Below are 17694 nucleotides of genomic sequence, written 5' to 3'. Positions count from 1 at the left end.
TGCCGCCGGCAGGGGCTGTGGCCACGTGACTGGATTTGACCTCGCCACCGCATCGGACTGACAGGGTCATCACAGGGGAAAGTGTGACGATGAATACACCTTCTCCCTTGGCACCCCTTTCCCCATGTCGGACACCGGTCATTTCGCCATTCGCGCCTTCGAGGCCGTCTTCAACATGGCCGGCGGGGTCGAACGCATCACCTCGCTGACGGTGACCTGCAACCACTGCGAGGCGACGACCTCGTCCACCGAAGGCAACCTGCTGCACCTGCCCGGCGGCACCCTGTTCCGCTGTGATGACTGCGGATGCCACCAAGCGGTAAGCAATGCACGGGTTGCGGACTGGAAGCTGCCGCGCGTGCTGGGCGTATGAACATTAACACGTCCCTGACCGGGCCACAGCGCCAGATCCTGCAGGCCATTGCCGATGCGGGGCAGGTGGACAGTGACGCCGCCACCTGGGCGGTCAACGCAGGCCTTGCCGTGCAGGCAGAAGACGGTGACATCGACCTGACCCCGCGCGGACGCGACGCGTTGCAAGCCCAGTCGCCACGCTGAGCCGACGACGGAGCGGGCATGCGGCGTTTCGTGCAGGCCTTTGTGGATGTGGACAGCTTTGCCCCTGCCCTGCCCGGCGACGTGTCGGCAGCACTGGCAACGGCGGATGCGCGCTACAACATCGGCAAGGACGGCCACGCCTGGGTCTGGGCGGCCGGCGCCGCCGATACGAAGACCACGACGGTGGTTGCGGAGATGCAGTGGGGCCTGGTGCCGCGCTGGTCGAAGCAACCTTCCACGCCCTACACCACGGTGACCTCCCGGCTGGAACGCGCCCCGCGCAGCCGCATCTTTGCAGATGCGTGGAGCAAGCGGCGCTGCATCGTGCCGATGACGGGCTATTTCAAATGGGACCGGCAGCGACGACCACCGTGGCCGATGTTCGTCCAGCGTCAGGATGGGTTGGCGTTGCTGGCAGCAGGCCTGTGGGAGCACTGGCAGGACGAGGCCGGCGACATGCGCGACACGTTCTCGATCCTGACTGACGGCAACCCGGCTATCCCGGCCCCGCTGTCTACCGACGGGCCGGTCTTTGTGGAGCCCGCGGTCGCAGCGGCATGGCTGAGGGGAGAGCTGACCACGCCGGCGCAGCTGCGACGGCACGCGCATACCGCGGCGCTGGAGGCTGCCTATGTGGGCCTAGGTATCCGCGACCCGCGACGGGATGACTACACGCTGCTGGAGCCGGTGGACCCCGACGCTCTGGGTGCTGACGACGCGCTGCCCGACTGGGATGGCGATGCGCTGGATGACCATGCGTAAGTGATGGGCCCGGGGTCGGACCCCTTTAAAAACACATCGCGTGGATGTGGCTTGCTGCACAGTGCAGCCCATGCATCACCGCCCTGCCCCTGCCCGTCATGATGCCATCGCCCTGCAGGCGGGGATGCTCGGCAGCGTACTGGGCATTGGCCTGTTCAAAGCACTGGCGATGTCCGGCGTGGTGTCCGGCTCGCTGATGGGCATGGGCCTGTGGCTGCTGGCCTGCGTCCTGCTGGGCGCCTGGGCATTGACGGCAGGCCTTGCGTGCCTGGCCCTGAGCCGGCGCGTGTTCGTGCTGATGCTCGCGCTGTCGGCGGTGTTCGTGCTCTGCATTGCCTGATCCGCAGGCGCTTCCAAAAAAATCCAAACCGCGGCGCTAAAGCTTCAGGCTGCGCCGCCGCTACCGTTGTACTGCTTGCCGGGACTTCCTCCTGTGCAGACACGCCCGGCAGTCGGGCCTACAACGACTACCGGATTTCACAAAATGAACACGCTGCGCTGCTTCAAGGTTGGCACCCGCCTCACTGCGGGTTTTTCCATCCTGCTCCTTCTGATCGCCACCATTCTTGCGATCGCCCTGCACAGCAACCATCAGCAGCGCCAACAGTTCGACAACGCGGTGAACGTGCGCGTGACCCGCATGGGCGAGCTGTACGACATGCTCATCATCAACAAGGAGCTGCTGCTCCTGCGCCGCGACATGCTGATCAAGCGCGGCCAGGGCCTGGAAGCAGATCTTGCGAAGGCGCACGCGATGTCCGCGCGATATGACCAGATCTGGGCCCACTTCACCGAACGCCCGGCCACCAGCCCGCTGGCCGAAACCATGCGCATCAAGGTCGCACAGAAGCAGCAGGCCACCGTCGCACTCAACCGCGACCTGGATGCAGCGATGCAGGCCGGCGACTTCGACGCTGCCAGCACCGTGCTGTTGACCCGCGCCGGCCCTGCCGCCGCCGACTGGAACGCTGCCCTTGCGGAGTTCGCCGATCTGCAGCAGAAGTTGGTGGAAGAAGCCGCCACGGAAATGCAGGCCTTGGCCGCACGCACCACCGGGCTGCTCAGCCTGTTCGGCGTCCTCAGCCTGGGCCTGGGCATCATCGCGGCGTGGCTGATCTCGCGCAGCCTGACCCGCCCGCTGGCCCAGGTGCAGGCGTCGATCAATGCGGTCACCCGTGGCGACCTCAGCGTCCGCCACCAGGACGACAGTCCCGATGAAGTGGGCCAGATGCTGCGCGCCACCGACGGCATGATCGGCCTGCTGCAGCGCTTCTCGCAGCAGACCCAGCTGATGATCGGCAAGCATGCCGGCGAGGACATCAGCCACCGCATGCCGGTGGATTTCCCTGGTGTCTACGGCGAACTGGCGCAAGGCATGAACACGATGGTGTTCGAGCATCTGGATGCAATCGTCGATGCCATCGACGTGTTGAACCAGTACGCGCAGGGTGACCTGAGCCGCGACGCACGGCGCCTGCCGGGCAGCCGCGCGATCCTGCATGAATCGATGGATGCCGCCAAGGCCAGCCTGCATGCAATCAACCAGGACATCCAGCGCCTGGCGTCGGCGGCTGCGGCCGGCGATTTCAGCGTGCGTGGCGATGCCACGGCCTACCGTCACGATTTCCGCCGCATGATCGAAGACCTCAACCGCCTGATGGCCACCGCCGATGGCAGCCTCGGCGCGCTGTCCAAAGTATTGGGTGCGATGGCCGAGGGCGACCTGACCCGCCGCATCAAGGGCGACTTCCAGGGCGTGTTCGCCACCATGCAGCGCGACACCAACCGCACGGCGGAGAATCTGGCGGGCATCATCCGCCGCATCCAGGAAGCCTCCGGTTCAATCGCCAGCGCATCCGATGAAATTGCCGCCGGCAACACCGACCTGTCGCGGCGCACCGAAAGCCAGGCCGCCAACCTGGAAGAGACCGCAGCCTCCATGGAGGAACTGACCTCCACTGTGCGCCAGAATGCCGAACACGCACAGCAGGCCCATGCAGCCTCGCGCAGCGCCGGCGAAGCCCTGCAGCAGACCGCCCAGGCGGTACAGGACGTGGTTCGCGTGATGGGACAGATCAATGCCTCGTCGCTGCGGATCGGCGAGATGATCAGCCTGATTGACGGCATCGCGTTCCAGACCAACATTCTCGCCCTCAATGCCGCGGTCGAAGCAGCCCGTGCAGGCGAGCAGGGGCGCGGATTCGCGGTGGTGGCCAGCGAAGTGCGCAGCTTGGCGCAGCGTGCGGCGGCTTCGGCCAAGGACATCAAGGCATTGATCGAAGATTCCACCGACAGGGTCGAGGCCGGTATCGGTATCGCCCGCCAGACCGAGGCCGCCATCGCACAGTTGACCGATGCCGCGGGCCTGACCGGACACCTGGTGCAGCAGATCGCCCAAGCCAGCGCCGAGCAGGCGGCCGGCATCGAGCAGGTCAACCAGACCATCTCGCAGATGGACGAGGCCACCCAGCAGAATGCCGCACTGGTCGAGGAAGCCAGCGCCGCGGCGCGTGCGATGGCTGGGCAGGCGGCAGATCTGGACCGGGCCTGTGCCGTGTTCCGGGTATCGGCACAGGCTGGCGCTGCGCTGAAGCGCGCCGCCTGACCTCATGGGGTATTGCGGGCACTCACACTGCCCGCATCTGCCTCGCCCTACCCTCAAAGTGCAGGCCTGAAGCATTCAGTAGGCCACGGCCTGCGCCCCTTCCCCCGACCGCGGCGGCGCGACATTGTGGTTGCGCTGTCGCCGTCAAGCCTGTGCAGTCCCTCTGTACGTTTCGATGTGGTCCTGATGCCCTCCCCCGAACAAGAACGCATGTCCACCCTGGCCGGCCTCAACGCCCTGGACGAGGTTTCCGGTGCAGCCCTGGACAGCCTCACCGAGCTGGCCACTCACGCCTTCAAGGTGCCCGTCGCATTCGTTTCGCTGCTGGACGTCGACCGGCAGCGACTGGTCTCGCGCAGGGGCCTGCAGATCGCACAAACACATATCCGTGATTCGATCTGCGCCTCGGCCATCGGCGCCCCGGAAACCCTGGTCATCGATGACCTGCGCAAGCACCCACGGCATGCCAGCAACCCGCTGGTGACAGGCGAGACCAGGCTTCGCTTCTATGCAGGCACGCCGCTGGTGGCGCGCAACGGCGTGGCCATCGGTGCGTTCTGCATCATGGACGACGCCCCCCGGCAGTTCTCCGAAGCGGAGCGGCGGCAGCTGCAGACCCTGGCCAGCGCAGCCATGAACGAACTGGAGCTGCGCGCCCTGACTGGCCGCCGCGACCCCGTCAGCGGCCTGCCCGACCGGCACCAGTTCGCCCTGGACCTGGCCGCCAAGGCCAAGCGCGAGCCGGACACCTTCCTGCACGCAGTGCTGATCGATGTCTTCGACGCAACGACCTCCACCGAGGCCGGGCAGGTGCTGGGCATGGCGCCGCTGGAAACGTTGATCCGGCGTATCGGCGTGCGCCTGCGCGTTGCCCTGGACGGCATGGCCGAGGTCTATCACGTAGGGGTCGCACGGTTTGCCTTCGTGGTGGAGCTGTCATCGTCGAAGGCCGTCGAAGACCTGGTCGCAGAACTGCAGGAACGCGTGACCCGACCGATGATGGCCGCGCAGGTGCCGATGGCCCCTTCGTTCCACGCGGGCATCTGTGGCGTCACGCTGGGCCAGCACAATGCAGACGAAATCATCCGCCGCATGCTGGTCGGCCTGAATGCCGCCATCAACAGTCGTTCGCCATTCCGCTGGTATTCCGAGACCCGCGATGCGCGCACGCGGCGGGGCTATAGGCTGGCCACCGACGCACGGGTGGCCCTGCAGGAACAGCAGTTCCACCTGGTCTACCAGCCCCGCTTCCGCGCGTCGGATCTTTTGCCGGTGGCCGCCGAAGTACTGATCCGCTGGAACCATCCGCAACTGGGGGCAGTCAGCCCGGCCGAGTTCATCCCGGTATTCGAACGTACGGCGGTCATGCAGGGCATCACCCGCTGGGTGACCGACAACGCACTGGACCAGCTGGTGGCCTGGCGAAAGGCAGGCATCAGCCTGCTGCTGTCTATCAACTACTCGGCCCGCGACATGGCCGAGGACGATGCCGCGCTGCGCCTGATCCGTGCAATCGAGCAGAAGGGCCTGTCGTGTGGGGATGTCGAAGTGGAGATAACCGAGAGCCAGTGGCTGCGCGTGGATTCCCCCGCCGGCCAACAGCTGCGGCAGATGGCCGCGGCCGGGCTGCGCATCGCCGTCGACGATTTTGGCAGCGGCTACAGCAATTTCGGCTACCTGTCCGAGCTGCCGATCAGCACGCTGAAACTGGACAAGACGGTGATCGACCGCCTCTGCCAGGACCCGCGGGCGGCATTGAAGGCCGAGGCCATCATCGGCCTGGCGCAGCGCCTGGGCTACAGCGCCGTGGCCGAAGGTGCCGAGACGGCCGAACAGGTGGCCCGGCTGCAGGCGTTGGGCTGCGATGAAATCCAAGGATTCGCGTTGGCCCGGCCGATGACGGCTGAAGCATTCAGCGAACGATTCGGAGCGGTTCTTCCCGCCCCGTAGAGTCGAGCTTGCTCAACTGCCGCTGCTCGACTCTACGGCGGTAGCGCTCGCTATACTTGTATGGCCCACCGTGCTGCCCGGAACAGCTGCCATGCCCACCCGAATCGACTTCCGGCCCTCGCTGGACCTGGCATGCAGGATCACCGGCATGCGCGTTGCCCTGGTCGGGGAAGTCACCGAAAGCACCTGGCGTTCGATCCAGAGCATCGACAGCGCGGGCCTGGGTATTTCCAGCGGCATGATCCTCGATATCAACCGCACCTTCTGCAAGGACGTGAGGTCTTCGCGGGCTCCGGTCTGGTTCGGCGATGCGCTTGCCCATCCGTTGTTCATCGACAGCCCGATTCCGGGCATGTACGGCTTCCGCAGCTACATCTCGGTGCCGGTGCTGCTGGCCGATGGCTCCCTCTTCGGCACCCTGTGCACACTGGATCCCGAGCCGAAGCCGGTCGACGAGCAACAGGTGCAGTCGATGAACGACGTGGCGACGCTGGTGGCCGCACAGATCGACGCGTTGCGCAGCCACGATGCCGACAGCCGCACCATCGACGGCCTGAAGGAACAGGGCGATATGGTTGGCCGGCAGCTGGCCGAGTACGAACAATCCAATGCCGAGCTGCAGCGCGTGGCCAAGCAGCGCGAGGAGTTCATCGGCGTGCTGGCGCACGACCTGCGCAACCCGGTGCAGGCCATCCGCGCCGGCGTCGATCTGCTGGGCCTGGGGGCATTGACCGATTCGCAGCAGAAGGTACTGGGCCACATCAACGACAGTGCCGATCGCATCGCCGAGTTGATCGATGTCACCCTGGATTTCGCACGGGGCCGCCTTGGCACCGGCATCGCGCTGAAGCTGGAGCCTTGGTCGGACCTGTCCGGCGTGCTCGCGATGGCCTGCCGCGAGGCCATGCGCCCCTTTCATGGCCGCAATTGCGAGGTTGACCTGCAACTGCCCGTCACCTTCGTCTGCGACGCCGCACGGCTGTGCCAGCTGCTGGCAAACCTGGTCATCAACGCCGCCATCCACGGCACCCCCGGACAACCGATACACGTCAAGGGCCGCAGCGTGGGCGCGGGCATCGAAATCAGCGTGGCCAACCAAGGCGTGATCCCGGCGGCGCAGATGGGCCACCTGTTCGAACCCTTTGCGCGGCCGCAGGAACGGCGGTTGGATTCCGGCCTTGGGCTGGGCCTGTACATCGCCGCGCAGATTGCCAAGGCCCATGGCGGCACGCTCACCGTGACCAGTTCCAGCGACGAAGGGACCGTGCTGACCGTGCGTCTCTGAGGCCGGCGTATCGCGTGCAGAGCGGCTACACGCCCGACCCGCTACCCTGTTGCACCTTCCTGCCCAGAGCGGCCATGTCTTCCTTCCCCCTCCCGGCGTCTGAGCCCGGGCAGCTCGCGTACCGGTTGCTGCAGGACAGTGACTGGGCGCGCTCGCCGGCCGCTGCCGCCGCACCGGTCGAACTGCGCACCGTGCTGTCCATGATCCTTGACTCGCCGGAGCCGCTCTGGATCGCGTGGGGCGTGGAGGAGATGACGTTCTTCTTCAACGATGCGTACTTGCCGATGCTGGGCGGCAAGCTGCACGGCGCCATGGGCAGCGGCCTGCGGCAGGTCTGGGCTGATGTGTGGGAAGACGTGCGGCACGCCATTGCCGATGCCTTTGCCGGCACCAGCCGCAGTTTCCAGAACCTGCCACTGATGATGGATCGCGACGGCGCCATGAAGGAGACCTTCTGGACATTCTCCTATTCGCCGTTGCGGATGGCCGATGGCGAGGTTGCCGGGCTGCTGTGCGTGGTGAGCGAACAGACCGAACGGGTGATCGAGCGTACCCTGCACAGCCGCCAGGTGGCGGCCATTACCCAGGAAGCGCGCGAAGCCCACCTTGAGCTGGTGCGCGCGCGTGAGCAATTGCGCCAGGCGCAGAAGCTGGAGGCCATCGGCCAGCTCACCGGCGGGGTGGCACATGACTTCAACAACCTGCTGCAGGTCATCACCGGCTCGGCGGACATGCTGCTGCACACCGCGCAGCCCGAGGATCCGCGCGGCAGGTATGTGCACTCCATCGTCACCGCTGCAGAGCGTGCAACGCGGTTGACCTCCCAGCTGCTGGCCTTCTCCCGCCGGCAGAGCCTGTCACCGGAAGTGTTCGACCTGCGCGAGAGTGTGCACGCGCTGGCGGATATCATCACGACCGTAGCTGGCGCCCGCGTCTCGGTCGCCATCACCCTGCCCGACACCCCGCTGCAGGTGCTGCTGGACCGTAGCCAGCTGGATACGGCACTCATCAACATCGTGGTCAATGCCCGCGATGCCATCACCGGCCATGGCAACGTCACCATCGACGTACAGCGGGTGACTGCGGTGCCCTCCGTCCGTTTTGCCGCGCCGATGAAGGGCGACTTCGCCGCCATCAGCGTCAGTGACACTGGCACCGGCATCGAACCTGCGGTGCTCGACCACATCTTCGAGCCCTTCTTCACCACCAAGGACGTCGGTGCGGGAACGGGGCTGGGCCTCAGCCAGGTGTTCGGCTTCGTCAAGCAATCCGAAGGCGAAGTGGATGTGCACAGCCAGCCCGGCACCGGAACACGGTTCACCCTGTACCTGCCACTGAGCCAGGGCAGCGAGAGCGCGCCGCGGCCCGTGCAGCACGACGGGCTGGTGCATGGCCACGGATTGTGCGTGCTGGTGGTCGAGGACAACATCGACGTGGCCGAGTTCGCCGTGGCCGCCCTGCGTGAACTCGATTACCAGGTGGTGCTGGCACGCAATGCCGCTGACGCACTGGCCGAGCTGGAACGCGATGCCCATCGCTTCCAGGTGGTGTTCACCGACGTGGTGATGCCGGGGGTGAATGGCCTGGACCTGGCGCGCACGATCCGGGAGCGGTTCCCCTGGCTGCCCGTCATCCTCACCAGCGGTTACAGCGAGCTGCTGGCGCGCGACCCAGGGCATGGCTTTACCCTGCTGCGCAAACCCTACACGCTGAAACAGCTGGCCCAGGTCATCAGCGAATCGGGGCAGCATCAGCGGTAGTCGCATCGCCTGGTAGGTGCCCACCTTGGTGGGCACGATTCTGTCACCGCGCGTGCGACCAGAAGCGCCCACCAAGGTGAGCATCTACCGGCGCTAGAACGCTGATGAATCAGCGCACCTTGTACAACACCGCCGCACCCGGCCGCGGTTCGAACGCCGGCACGGTCTGCTGGGTCAACGCCATGCCCTTCGCATCCCACACCAGCGTCTCCACCGGGTACTCATCCTTGCGGGTCATCTGGTCGATCTTCGCCACGACAACCGTCGCAGCCTCGGGCACTTCCGGGTTCCACCCGAACACACCCACACGCCCATAGAACACCGCCGGCGCCGAAGCATCCAGCCGGCGATCCGGGCACATCACCAAGCCGCGGTCGAGCATCACCCGCAACGCGCCCACGGGCACCTTATTCACCGTAGGCGCGGTGCGCTCGGTGCTGTGCCCGGGGCACACGTTGGCGGCACGAGTGACCATGTCTTCGGCCACCTGGCGGTCGGATTGGGCGAAGGCCAGCGCCGGGGCCAGGCAGAGGCCGAGCAGGACACGCGGGGACTTCCGGGTCATTGCTGAATTCCTTGAATGAGTTGCAAGCGAACTTAGCAATGGCCGCACGCGGAGTTGCAAAGGCGGCGTGAGGCTTCGGTTACGTCGTCATGGCGCCTAGCCCATCCGCATGGATGGGTTGTCCCGTGTCTGCAGGTCCATCTCCTGCTGCTGGCGCTGCACCTGGCTCTGCTCGCGGTCCACGCTGGCCACCTGCAGGCGCTGCAGCGACTGCTCGACCGGTGTCTGCACCGCGAGATCCGTCGGCATCGACGCGCGCAGATGCGCGGGATCGTTTGGCTCGCCCTGCACCACAAAGGCGTTGCGGCCGGCAGGGTTGTCGCTTGTCTGCGCGCTCAACATCACGTGGTCGGCCCGCTCCAGGTTGTGCCGGCGCGCCAGCGCCATCACGCTGGCGGTCAGGCGCTCGCTTCTTTCATCATGCGTGCGCCCTGCCTGCGCATCCAGAACCGCCACGCCCTGCCTGACCTGCTGCAGCAGACCGTATTCGGCATGGCCCGGGCCGATATCGGCCAACCGGGTCGGGGCGAGGCGGGGGTCCGGGAGATCGTCGACCGACGCCGTGAACGGGCTGCGGGTGATCGTGCGGAACGTATCGTCTGGATGGAACTGGGTGGCCTTCTGCTGGCGCTCCAGACGCACCTCGCGCGCATCATTGAGTTCAGCAATGCGTGCGGGATCGGTGATCTCGCTCATCGTCACATGGCCACCACCGTCGCTGACACTGGTCCACTTCTTCTCCCCCTCGAAGTACATGGCGTAGTGGCTGCTGCCGCCGATCACGTTTGGGTCGACCGACGAGCGACCTTCAAGGGCTTGGACGGCTTCATGCGCCGTCAACGTGAGCACATAGCGACCGCCCTTCCACTTCCCCATCTGCGTTAGGGCATCGGTACTGGTGTCCCATGCGCGCGTCATGCCTCGGTAGTCGTTGTTAAGCATGCTGGTCCAGATCTGCTCCATCTTCTGCGGACCTAGCGCAGCCTGCAGCAGCACGCGCGGGGTCCGGCAGTTGGGGTCCAAGCCGTGATCATTGAAGGAACGATCGTGTGCCAGCATCACATCGGCGCCAGGCAGGTTCAGGGCCAGATCCGGACGGTGGTCCTCCATCCTTTCCTGGCGGAGCTCCAGATTTTTTTTCCAGCAGGGTCCTGCCGAATGCCTCCCATTGGCGCTCGCTCAGGCGGGTGTTGGGAAAGCGGGAGCCCTCATCATGCTGCGTGCTCGCGTCGCTCTGCGCATAGCTGTTGGCCACCCTGCCCGGAAGACTGTCATTGCGTACCACACCCAGTGCCAGCGTCCCGTAACCGTCTGCCCCCGGTAGCTGCGAGAGATAATTCCAATAGAGCTCGCGGTTACCGTCCTTTGCGTAATTGCGCAGGATCCTCAGGTCATGCTCGGTCAACCCACTCATACCAGACTCCTTCCATTCCTTGGATCAATTGGATCGCGCGCTCGAAAGCACGCTTCTGACAGCGTCTTCCATACGCTTCCAATCCTTCAGAAACACCCGCTTGTAATCCAATCTGACAGACAATTTGTCGTCCAGATCGACGAAATAGTGGACGCAGCTCGCAGCGCGTACACCCGGCTCCTGAACCACGCTGCCGCCCACCAGGCGCACGCCATCAGCGAAATGCGCCTTCGCATCACACTTGATGAAGCTCGTAATTCGACCATCAGCCTGCCGCGCGGCGTACCAATCTTTCTCAAAGGCTGGATTGCGAACGGGGGGGGCTCCGCCGCGTTCCTGGTAAAGCTTGACATACTGAACCATCCTGGCCTCATCAATGGCATAGGGCGTCAGCCCCAGCATCTCCGGCAGCGCCGTGCGCAGATCGAGCCGCTCCCGGGAGTCTTCCCGTTCCAACGAACCGGCCTCGGTAATCGATTCATTGGACGCATAGCGTTCCAGCAACCCCTCAACGGGAACACGGTCAACGTAGTTGATCCTGACCGAAATCTCCTTACGGAAATCATTGGTCCGGGGATCGGCCCGCGCACCTGGCGCCGTTGGCTTCATATCCGGCCATTCAATCACCAGGGTAACGCCCTCGCCCGGCCAGGGCGCGATCTGGCTGTCCAGATAATTAGCGGGAAACCGGAACGTCGTCGGACCGAGTTTCACATCCACTGGCGCGTCGGTGTAGGTATGCCCATTGAGGGTACGGCCGGTCTGGGTTGCGCCCGACATGGCAGGATTTCTTTCGTGTTCGTTGGACGGCGGACGTGCGCATGCACTGGCAGTTGCTGCGACAGCAAGTGCCAGTGCCAGGCAGCGGCCGGGGGACATCACGTGAATGGCCATTCCATAGCAGGGTTCCGGGGCCACTATAGGGAACCGGGTGTCAACGAGACAGGAACGGCGTCCCAACCTTCAGGGCACCAGGCTGCGCTCCACCTGCAGCGACAGCATCTGGCAGGCATTGAACAGCCCTTCAATCACCGCCGCGGAGGGGCAGCATGCGGTGTCATCGCTTTCCCGCGCCACGTGCGCGGCGTGCAGCACGGCGGTCAACGCGGTGATGCCTGAAGCGCTGCGGGTGGCCAGAGCCAGGTCGAATGCCCGGCCGGGGCTGAGGCAGGTTTCGGTCCACGCCTCGCCATCGGCACGCAGGTTTTTTCCGTGGGCTTTGAGGTGTGCAAAGAACGCGGATGATGGCGCACCTTCAGCGGATTCGCAGAGGGCATCCTCAAGCGTTTCGGCTACGGCATTGGGAAGATCGCGCAGGGCTGCGCCGAGCAGCGCGTGCAGGCGGGGATAGTCGGGAAGACGGTCAGACATGGCGGCAACCTCACGGTGTGGCCACCTGCAGATGCAAGGTGGCGGACGGTGCGGGTTGGCGTGCCGGATACGAGATACGAAAGCCGGCGGATCGCAAGATCCCCACGCACCGTCCGCCATGAACTGGCTTGCGGTGCATTGTCGTGACTGCAGTTTCAGCTGCAAGCCCGACGCCATGTATCTCGTAAGTTCGGGACGCCAATCCCGGCCAGGGCGAGTGCCTTGGCGAGGCGATGATTGGCGTACTGTTCGGCGGTTGAAAAGCAGGAAAACTCCCTACTTCGCTGTAATTGAGGCGCTTGCGTCATGCAGTGGCGAATTGCCCATCGAATGGCGCTCCCGGCCTGCAGGCGTCATCCATGCAACCGTCATTCCGCTCCTCGCCGATGTGGCAGATGCGACACACCTCCGCCCTCAGCTGTCCTCAAGCGTGCTCTGGTAACCGCGATAGGTTTCGCCCCACTCGCGCATGGCCAGCAGCACCGGCACCAGCGTGCGTCCGAACTCAGAAAGCTCGTACTCCACCTTCGGCGGCACTTCCGGGTAGACATGGCGGATCACCACGCCATCGGCTTCCAGCTCACGCAGTTGGCTGGTCAGCATGGATTGGGTGGCATTGGGCACCCGCCGTGTGAGTTCCATGAATCGGCGTTTGCTTTTGATCAGGTGGAACAGGATGACCGGCTTCCACACCCCACCCATCACCGACAGCGTTACCTCCACGGCGCAGCCGCTCTTGCCGTCCCAACGCTTGCTACGCATACATACTCCGGAAAACCATAGTACCTACGAAAAACCATCGTTCTTGTCGCAATAACGGTGCGAGCCTAGCATGGCCCCATCCACTGAACGTGAGGCCCCACCATGAAGTTCAAGGCACTGCTTTCCAGCAAGACGAACGACCGTGTTTCCACCGAACTGGTGGATTTTGACGAGGCCGACCTGATGGATGGCGATGTCCTGGTGCAGGTTGATTATTCGACCCTCACTTACAAGGATGCGCTGGCGCTGACCAACGAGCGCCCGGTCATCCAGAAGTTTCCGCTCATTCCCGGCATCGACCTGTCCGGCGTGGTGCTGGAATCCAGCAATGCCGGTTTCAAGGCCGGTGATTGCGTGGTGCTCAATGGCTGGGACCTGAGCATGGGCCACCACGGCGGCCTGGCCCAGCGCGCCCGCGTGCGCGGTGAGTGGCTGAACAAGATTCCCGGCAACCTGACCACCCGCGATGCCATGGCCATCGGCACCGCCGGCTATACCGCCATGCTGTGCGTGCTGGCACTGGAAGACGCGGGCGTAACCCCGGAAAAAGGCGATGTGCTGGTAACCGGCGCCAACGGCGGCGTGGGCTCGATTGCCGTAGCCATTCTGTCCAAGCTGGGCTACCGCGTGGTGGCCGCTACCGGCCGCCCCGAACATGCCGAATACCTGCACAGCCTGGGCGCGACGGAGATCATCGACCGCGCGGAGCTTTCCGAGCCGCGCAAGAAGCCGATCAGCGCCGAGCGCTGGGCCGGCGTGGTGGACGTGGCCGGCGGCCCGACCCTGGTCAACGCGCTTGCCGAGACCAAGTACCGCGGCGCCGTGGCCGCCTGCGGCCTGGCGCAGAGCGATGCGCAGCACGGCTCGGTGCTGCCCTTCATCCTGCGCAACGTGACCCTGGCCGGCGTCGATTCGGTGAATGCCCCGCAGCACGTACGCCAGCGTGCATGGGATCGCCTCGCCACCGACCTGGACCCGCAGAAGCTGGAAAGCACGGTGCAGCTGATCGGCTTGGCCGAAGTATTGGATGTGTACGAGCAGATCATCCCGGGCAAGGTGCGCGGGCGGATCGTGGTGGATGTGAACGCCTGACGGCGATCGGGCCAGCGGTGGTGCAACGCCATCGCTGGCTGCGGGCCTGCCTTACCCAGAAGCTCTGCGCACGGCACCAAGCCCCCTTATCATGGAGCTGTAAGGGCGCTTTACGCCCAGTGACGTACGCAAGGCAGTATCTGGATGTCTATGGAATGGCGCCCCTCCGGCTGGGGCCAGCGTGTGACCCGTTCGCCGAACTGGCGGCTGCGACTGGATGGCGAGCATGTCGAGCTGCTGATCGAGGGCCGGCAGTACCGGCAGCACGTGGACGGCGACCAGCGTGTGCGGGTTCTTCCGGGCCTGTTCTGGGCCCGGGTTGCGCTGCAGAGCGATGACGGCGACACGCTGTCCGTGGACGGCCTGCCCAACGGCCAGGCTTCCCGCCTCGCGGCTGCTGTCCAGCAGGTGCTCTTTGCGCGCACCACGCGCGGGCGCAAGGCACTCTTTGCGGACATGCTGGAGCAGATCCAATCGTGGCTGGCCGAGGCCGACGCCCTCACTGACAGGGGCAGCGCCGGCCGCCGCTGGATCACCCACGAACAGCAGCAGACGCTGCTGGCCGAGCGCCCCACCCTGCCCTTGTCTCCGGCCGAGCTGGAACGGCTGTTCCTTGATGAAGACCTGCACGACGATCTGCATTCGCACAGCCACCGGGCCGCGCTGGATGCCCTGCACGACTGGCAGCTGGATTGGCCCGCCGTATGGGCCGACGCCAATTCCACCATGGCGACCCGGGAGCTGGTGCTGGCCAAGGACTTCCTGGACCGCGTCGAAAGCAAACCGCTGACCGAGGAACAGGCGCGCGCGGTCATCTGCTTCGACAACTGCGTGCAGGTCGTCGCTTCGGCGGGCTCCGGCAAGACCTCCACCATGGTCGCCAAGGCCGCTTATGCCATCGATCGCGGGTTCGTTGAGCCCGAGCGGATCGTCATGCTCGCCTTCAACAAGGATGCGGCCAGGGAACTGGAGGAGCGCGCGCAGCGCTCCTTCGACCGGCTCGGCATGGGCGACACCGTGGTCGAAGCCCGGACCTTCCATGCGCTGGGCCTGGCCATCATCGGCAAGGCCACCGGCCGCAAGCCCGACATTCCCGAATGGGCCATCGACGCCACGCTTGGCTTCAACAAGCTGGCCGAACTGGTGGACGACCTGAAGGATCGTTCGATCCACTTCCGTACCCACTGGGACATGTTCCGCCTGGTGTTCGGGCGGGATCTTCCGCCGTTCGGTGCGGAGATGATGGCCGATGGCTACGACCGCGACGGCACGCCCTACATCCGCACCCTGCAGGGCGAGCGGGTGAAAAGCCTGGAAGAGTGCGTCATTGCCGATTGGCTGTTCTACAACGGCGTGGCGTACGACTACGAGCGCCGGTACCAATTCGATACCGCCACCGATACCCATCGCCAGTATCGACCGGACTTCTATTACCCGGACGCAGCGCTGTATCACGAGCACTTTGCGCTGGATGCCAACGGCCAGCCGCCGAAGCACTTCGCCAACTACGCTGAAGGCATGCAGTGGAAGCGCCAGCAGCACGTGGCGCGCGGCACTGCGCTGGTGGAGACAACCTCGTTCGGCCTGCGCAGCGGGCATGCGTTGGAACATCTTGCGGAGAAACTCGGCGACGCCGATGTCGAGCTGGACCCCAACCCCGACCGTGAGCTGCCTAGCGAGGGCGCAAAGCCGATGCCGGATGCGGACCTGATCGGCCTGATGCGGACCTTCATTGCCCACGCCAAGAGCAACTGCCTGACGCTGGACGATCTGGCCGCGCGCCTGCAGCAGATGCCCGAGGACCAGTTCAAGGAAAGGCATCGGCGGTTCCTGGAAATCGCGGCACCTGTCTTCCAGGCCTGGGACGAGGCGCTGGCGGACGAGCGCGGCATCGACTTCGAGGACATGCTCAACATGGCTGCCGGCATCCTGGAGCAAGGGCATTACCAATCGCCCTACGACCTGGTGATGGCCGACGAGTTCCAGGATGCCTCGCGTGCCCGCGCCCGCCTCTGCCGTGCGCTGGTCAGCCAGCCGGGCCACCACCTGTTTGCAGTGGGCGATGACTGGCAGTCGATCAATCGCTTCGCCGGTGCGGACGTTTCAGTGATGACCGGCTTCCGCGAATGGATGGGCCATGCCCAGGTGCTGAAGCTGGAGCAGACCTTCCGCTGCCCGCAGGAACTGTGCGATATCTCCAGCCGCTTCATCAGCCGCAATCCTGCGCAGATTGCCAAGGCGGTGCGTTCCGCTGCGCCAGCGATTGGGCCGGTGCTGCAGGCCTTCCAGATGACCCGGCGTGAGGAAGTTCAGGATGGCGTGCGCCAGTACCTGGCCAAGCTGCATCAGCAGTTGCTGTCCGGGGCGGTGCCGCAGGGGCGCGATGGGCGCGTTCGCGTGTTTGTGCTGGGCCGCTATCGGGCGGATCGCAGTGCGCTGCCTGCGGATTGGAAGACGCTGTTTGGCAGCACGATGGAGGTTGAGTTCCTGACCGCCCATCGATCGAAGGGGCGCGAGGCGGACTACGTCATCCTGCCGGCCATGGTGAACCGTGGATTCCCGAGCCTGCGCGCGGATGACCCGGTGCTGTCACTGGCGATGCCGGATGGGGATACCTACCCGCTGAGCGAAGAGCGGCGGTTGTTCTATGTGGCGCTGACGCGTGCGCGGCGCAGCGTGGCGATGTTTACCCTGCAGGGCAAGCATTCGCCCTTCCTGGATGAGCTGGTGGAGGAAGGCGTTGTGGAGGTGACCGGGATCTCAGGTGCGGCCATCAACGAAGAGCGCTGCCCGGTGTGCAAGGTGGGGGTGTTTGTGGAGCGGAATGGGCCGCATGGGGCGTTCCGGTCGTGTTCGAGTTACCCGTTGTGCCATAACAAGCCGAAGGGCCCGCGTGGAGCCAGCCTTCATGGGCCGCGCTCGCCGCGGTGAAGCGGAACAAGCGCGGCGAGCCGCTGAACTGTATCCGGGCCAGATGCGCTCCAATCAGTTGTCGCGGCATGTTGCAGAGCAGATGCCGACGTTGAAATGATGCGCATGGAACGGTGCGGGAAATAGCACAGAGGGACATTGCCGTTGGCGAGCACTTCCACGTCGCGGCGATCCTCGGCGCCCAGGATGCGCTCCAGTACCGCCTCAACGCCATCATGTGGCCCTTCGAAGTATTGGAGAAAGCGCGCGCCATCCAACAGCAGAACGCCGGTGACATCCACGCCCCGATTGAAGTCAGTGGAACCCCGGCCGATCTGCCTGACCCGCGCTCGGGCAAGCCCAGCAACAGCTTGGCCGATGTAACACACGGCGGGTACCTTAAGGGCGTGCAACCTCCCTGGAACACAAGCAACTTAGTTCATTATCACCGGTCTGCGTGAGAACGTTGACGCCCGGAGATTGCCGCCGCTACCGGAGGCCGGGCGGAGAGTCAGACTGCAGGATGCAAAAACGCCCCTGTCGGGGCGTTTTATCATCTGGCGGAGAGAGTGGGATTCGAACCCACGGAAGGTTTAACCCTTCGCCGGTTTTCAAGACCGGTGCCTTAAACCGCTCGGCCATCTCTCCAATCGGGGTCCC

At 65.0% G+C, this 17694-nt stretch carries 15 protein-coding genes, 1 tRNA gene and 1 pseudogene; 10 read left to right on the top strand and 7 right to left on the bottom strand.

The window, feature by feature from the left end:
- Nucleotides 1-124: 124 nt before the first annotated feature.
- From NQ204_RS03425 to NQ204_RS03385, 8 genes are all read left to right on the top strand, one after another.
- A complete protein-coding gene (locus NQ204_RS03425; protein WP_256643072.1) occupies nucleotides 125-373 on the top strand; it encodes a hypothetical protein in 249 nt (82 codons plus the stop codon).
- Nucleotides 370-558 (top strand): hypothetical protein, encoded by a 189-nt coding sequence (locus NQ204_RS03420; RefSeq protein ID WP_256643071.1) that lies wholly within the window; start codon nucleotides 370-372, stop codon nucleotides 556-558. The genes NQ204_RS03425 and NQ204_RS03420 overlap by 4 nt, the downstream gene beginning before the upstream one ends.
- An 18-nt stretch (nucleotides 559-576) precedes the next feature.
- Nucleotides 577-1320, top strand: coding sequence for an SOS response-associated peptidase (locus tag NQ204_RS03415; RefSeq protein ID WP_256643070.1), 744 nt, complete (start codon nucleotides 577-579; stop codon nucleotides 1318-1320).
- Nucleotides 1321-1390: 70 nt separating this feature from the next.
- Nucleotides 1391-1660 carry a hypothetical protein gene (locus NQ204_RS03410; RefSeq protein WP_256643069.1) on the top strand — a complete coding sequence of 90 codons (270 nt, stop codon included), beginning with the start codon at nucleotides 1391-1393 and terminating at the stop codon, nucleotides 1658-1660.
- Nucleotides 1661-1804: 144 nt separating this feature from the next.
- Nucleotides 1805-3925 carry a methyl-accepting chemotaxis protein gene (locus NQ204_RS03400; RefSeq protein WP_305888265.1) on the top strand — a complete coding sequence of 707 codons (2121 nt, stop codon included), beginning with the start codon at nucleotides 1805-1807 and terminating at the stop codon, nucleotides 3923-3925.
- Nucleotides 3926-4135: 210 nt separating this feature from the next.
- A complete protein-coding gene (locus NQ204_RS03395; protein ID WP_116862652.1) occupies nucleotides 4136-5875 on the top strand; it encodes a sensor domain-containing phosphodiesterase in 1740 nt (579 codons plus the stop codon).
- A 91-nt stretch (nucleotides 5876-5966) separates the two neighbouring features.
- A complete protein-coding gene (locus NQ204_RS03390) occupies nucleotides 5967-7160 on the top strand; it encodes a GAF domain-containing sensor histidine kinase (protein ID WP_256643068.1) in 1194 nt (397 codons plus the stop codon).
- Nucleotides 7161-7234: 74 nt separating this feature from the next.
- Nucleotides 7235-8920 carry an ATP-binding protein gene (locus tag NQ204_RS03385; RefSeq protein WP_256643067.1) on the top strand — a complete coding sequence of 562 codons (1686 nt, stop codon included), beginning with the start codon at nucleotides 7235-7237 and terminating at the stop codon, nucleotides 8918-8920.
- 109 nt (nucleotides 8921-9029) lie between these two features.
- On the opposite strand, the gene NQ204_RS03380 is transcribed toward NQ204_RS03385, so the two are convergent.
- From NQ204_RS03380 to NQ204_RS03360, 5 genes and pseudogenes are all read right to left on the bottom strand, one after another.
- Entirely contained in the window at nucleotides 9030-9485 is a 456-nt protein-coding gene (locus NQ204_RS03380; RefSeq protein ID WP_256643066.1) for a hypothetical protein, read from the bottom strand.
- 96 nt (nucleotides 9486-9581) lie between these two features.
- Nucleotides 9582-10899 (bottom strand): annotated as a pseudogene (locus NQ204_RS03375) (XVIPCD domain-containing protein).
- A 24-nt stretch (nucleotides 10900-10923) separates the two neighbouring features.
- Nucleotides 10924-11787: a Smlt3025 familytype IV secretion system inhibitor gene (locus NQ204_RS03370; protein ID WP_256643113.1), complete on the bottom strand. Its 864-nt coding sequence runs from the start codon at nucleotides 11785-11787 to the stop codon at nucleotides 10924-10926.
- Nucleotides 11788-11862: 75 nt separating this feature from the next.
- Nucleotides 11863-12270, bottom strand: coding sequence for a hypothetical protein (locus tag NQ204_RS03365; RefSeq protein WP_256643065.1), 408 nt, complete (start codon nucleotides 12268-12270; stop codon nucleotides 11863-11865).
- Between the two features lie 414 nt (nucleotides 12271-12684).
- A complete protein-coding gene (locus NQ204_RS03360; protein WP_116862647.1) occupies nucleotides 12685-13032 on the bottom strand; it encodes a winged helix-turn-helix transcriptional regulator in 348 nt (115 codons plus the stop codon).
- 102 nt (nucleotides 13033-13134) lie between these two features.
- Between NQ204_RS03360 and acuI the strand changes: the two genes are divergently transcribed.
- Nucleotides 13135-14124, top strand: coding sequence for an acrylyl-CoA reductase (NADPH) (gene acuI / locus NQ204_RS03355; protein ID WP_256643064.1), 990 nt, complete (start codon nucleotides 13135-13137; stop codon nucleotides 14122-14124).
- Nucleotides 14125-14274: 150 nt separating this feature from the next.
- Nucleotides 14275-17055, top strand: coding sequence for a UvrD-helicase domain-containing protein (locus NQ204_RS03350; RefSeq protein WP_256643063.1), 2781 nt, complete (start codon nucleotides 14275-14277; stop codon nucleotides 17053-17055).
- On the opposite strand, the gene NQ204_RS03345 is transcribed toward NQ204_RS03350, so the two are convergent.
- Together NQ204_RS03345 and NQ204_RS03340 are read right to left on the bottom strand one after the other, a co-directional pair.
- Nucleotides 17031-17423, bottom strand: coding sequence for a BLUF domain-containing protein (locus tag NQ204_RS03345; RefSeq protein ID WP_116862697.1), 393 nt, complete (start codon nucleotides 17421-17423; stop codon nucleotides 17031-17033). The genes NQ204_RS03350 and NQ204_RS03345 overlap by 25 nt on opposite strands.
- A gap of 169 nt (nucleotides 17424-17592) precedes the next feature.
- Nucleotides 17593-17682: transfer RNA gene (locus NQ204_RS03340), tRNA-Ser, on the bottom strand.
- Nucleotides 17683-17694: the final 12 nt, after the last annotated feature.

It is taken from the genome of Stenotrophomonas testudinis, from assembly GCF_024499815.1.
In the GTDB taxonomy this organism is placed as follows: Bacteria; Pseudomonadota; Gammaproteobacteria; order Xanthomonadales; family Xanthomonadaceae; genus Stenotrophomonas.
The sequence above is the reverse complement of the archived record's forward strand: the minus strand, read 5'-3'. Positions and strand labels throughout refer to the sequence as shown.

Excerpts from the sequence above, each read along its gene's own strand:
- NQ204_RS03415 (WP_256643070.1), top strand. The coding sequence starts at position 577 with ATGCGGCGTTTCGTGCAGGCCTTTGTGGATGTGGACAGCTTTGCCCCT.
- acuI (WP_256643064.1), top strand. The coding sequence starts at position 13,135 with ATGAAGTTCAAGGCACTGCTTTCCAGCAAGACGAACGACCGTGTTTCC.
- NQ204_RS03420 (WP_256643071.1), top strand. The coding sequence starts at position 370 with ATGAACATTAACACGTCCCTGACCGGGCCACAGCGCCAGATCCTGCAG.
- NQ204_RS03390 (WP_256643068.1), top strand. The coding sequence starts at position 5,967 with ATGCCCACCCGAATCGACTTCCGGCCCTCGCTGGACCTGGCATGCAGG.
- NQ204_RS03410 (WP_256643069.1), top strand. The coding sequence starts at position 1,391 with ATGCATCACCGCCCTGCCCCTGCCCGTCATGATGCCATCGCCCTGCAG.
- NQ204_RS03350 (WP_256643063.1), top strand. The coding sequence starts at position 14,275 with ATGGAATGGCGCCCCTCCGGCTGGGGCCAGCGTGTGACCCGTTCGCCG.
- NQ204_RS03380 (WP_256643066.1), bottom strand. The coding sequence starts at position 9,485 with ATGACCCGGAAGTCCCCGCGTGTCCTGCTCGGCCTCTGCCTGGCCCCG.
- NQ204_RS03360 (WP_116862647.1), bottom strand. The coding sequence starts at position 13,032 with ATGCGTAGCAAGCGTTGGGACGGCAAGAGCGGCTGCGCCGTGGAGGTA.
- NQ204_RS03425 (WP_256643072.1), top strand. The coding sequence starts at position 125 with ATGTCGGACACCGGTCATTTCGCCATTCGCGCCTTCGAGGCCGTCTTC.
- NQ204_RS03400 (WP_305888265.1), top strand. The coding sequence starts at position 1,805 with ATGAACACGCTGCGCTGCTTCAAGGTTGGCACCCGCCTCACTGCGGGT.
- NQ204_RS03395 (WP_116862652.1), top strand. The coding sequence starts at position 4,136 with ATGTCCACCCTGGCCGGCCTCAACGCCCTGGACGAGGTTTCCGGTGCA.
- NQ204_RS03365 (WP_256643065.1), bottom strand. The coding sequence starts at position 12,270 with ATGTCTGACCGTCTTCCCGACTATCCCCGCCTGCACGCGCTGCTCGGC.
- NQ204_RS03385 (WP_256643067.1), top strand. The coding sequence starts at position 7,235 with ATGTCTTCCTTCCCCCTCCCGGCGTCTGAGCCCGGGCAGCTCGCGTAC.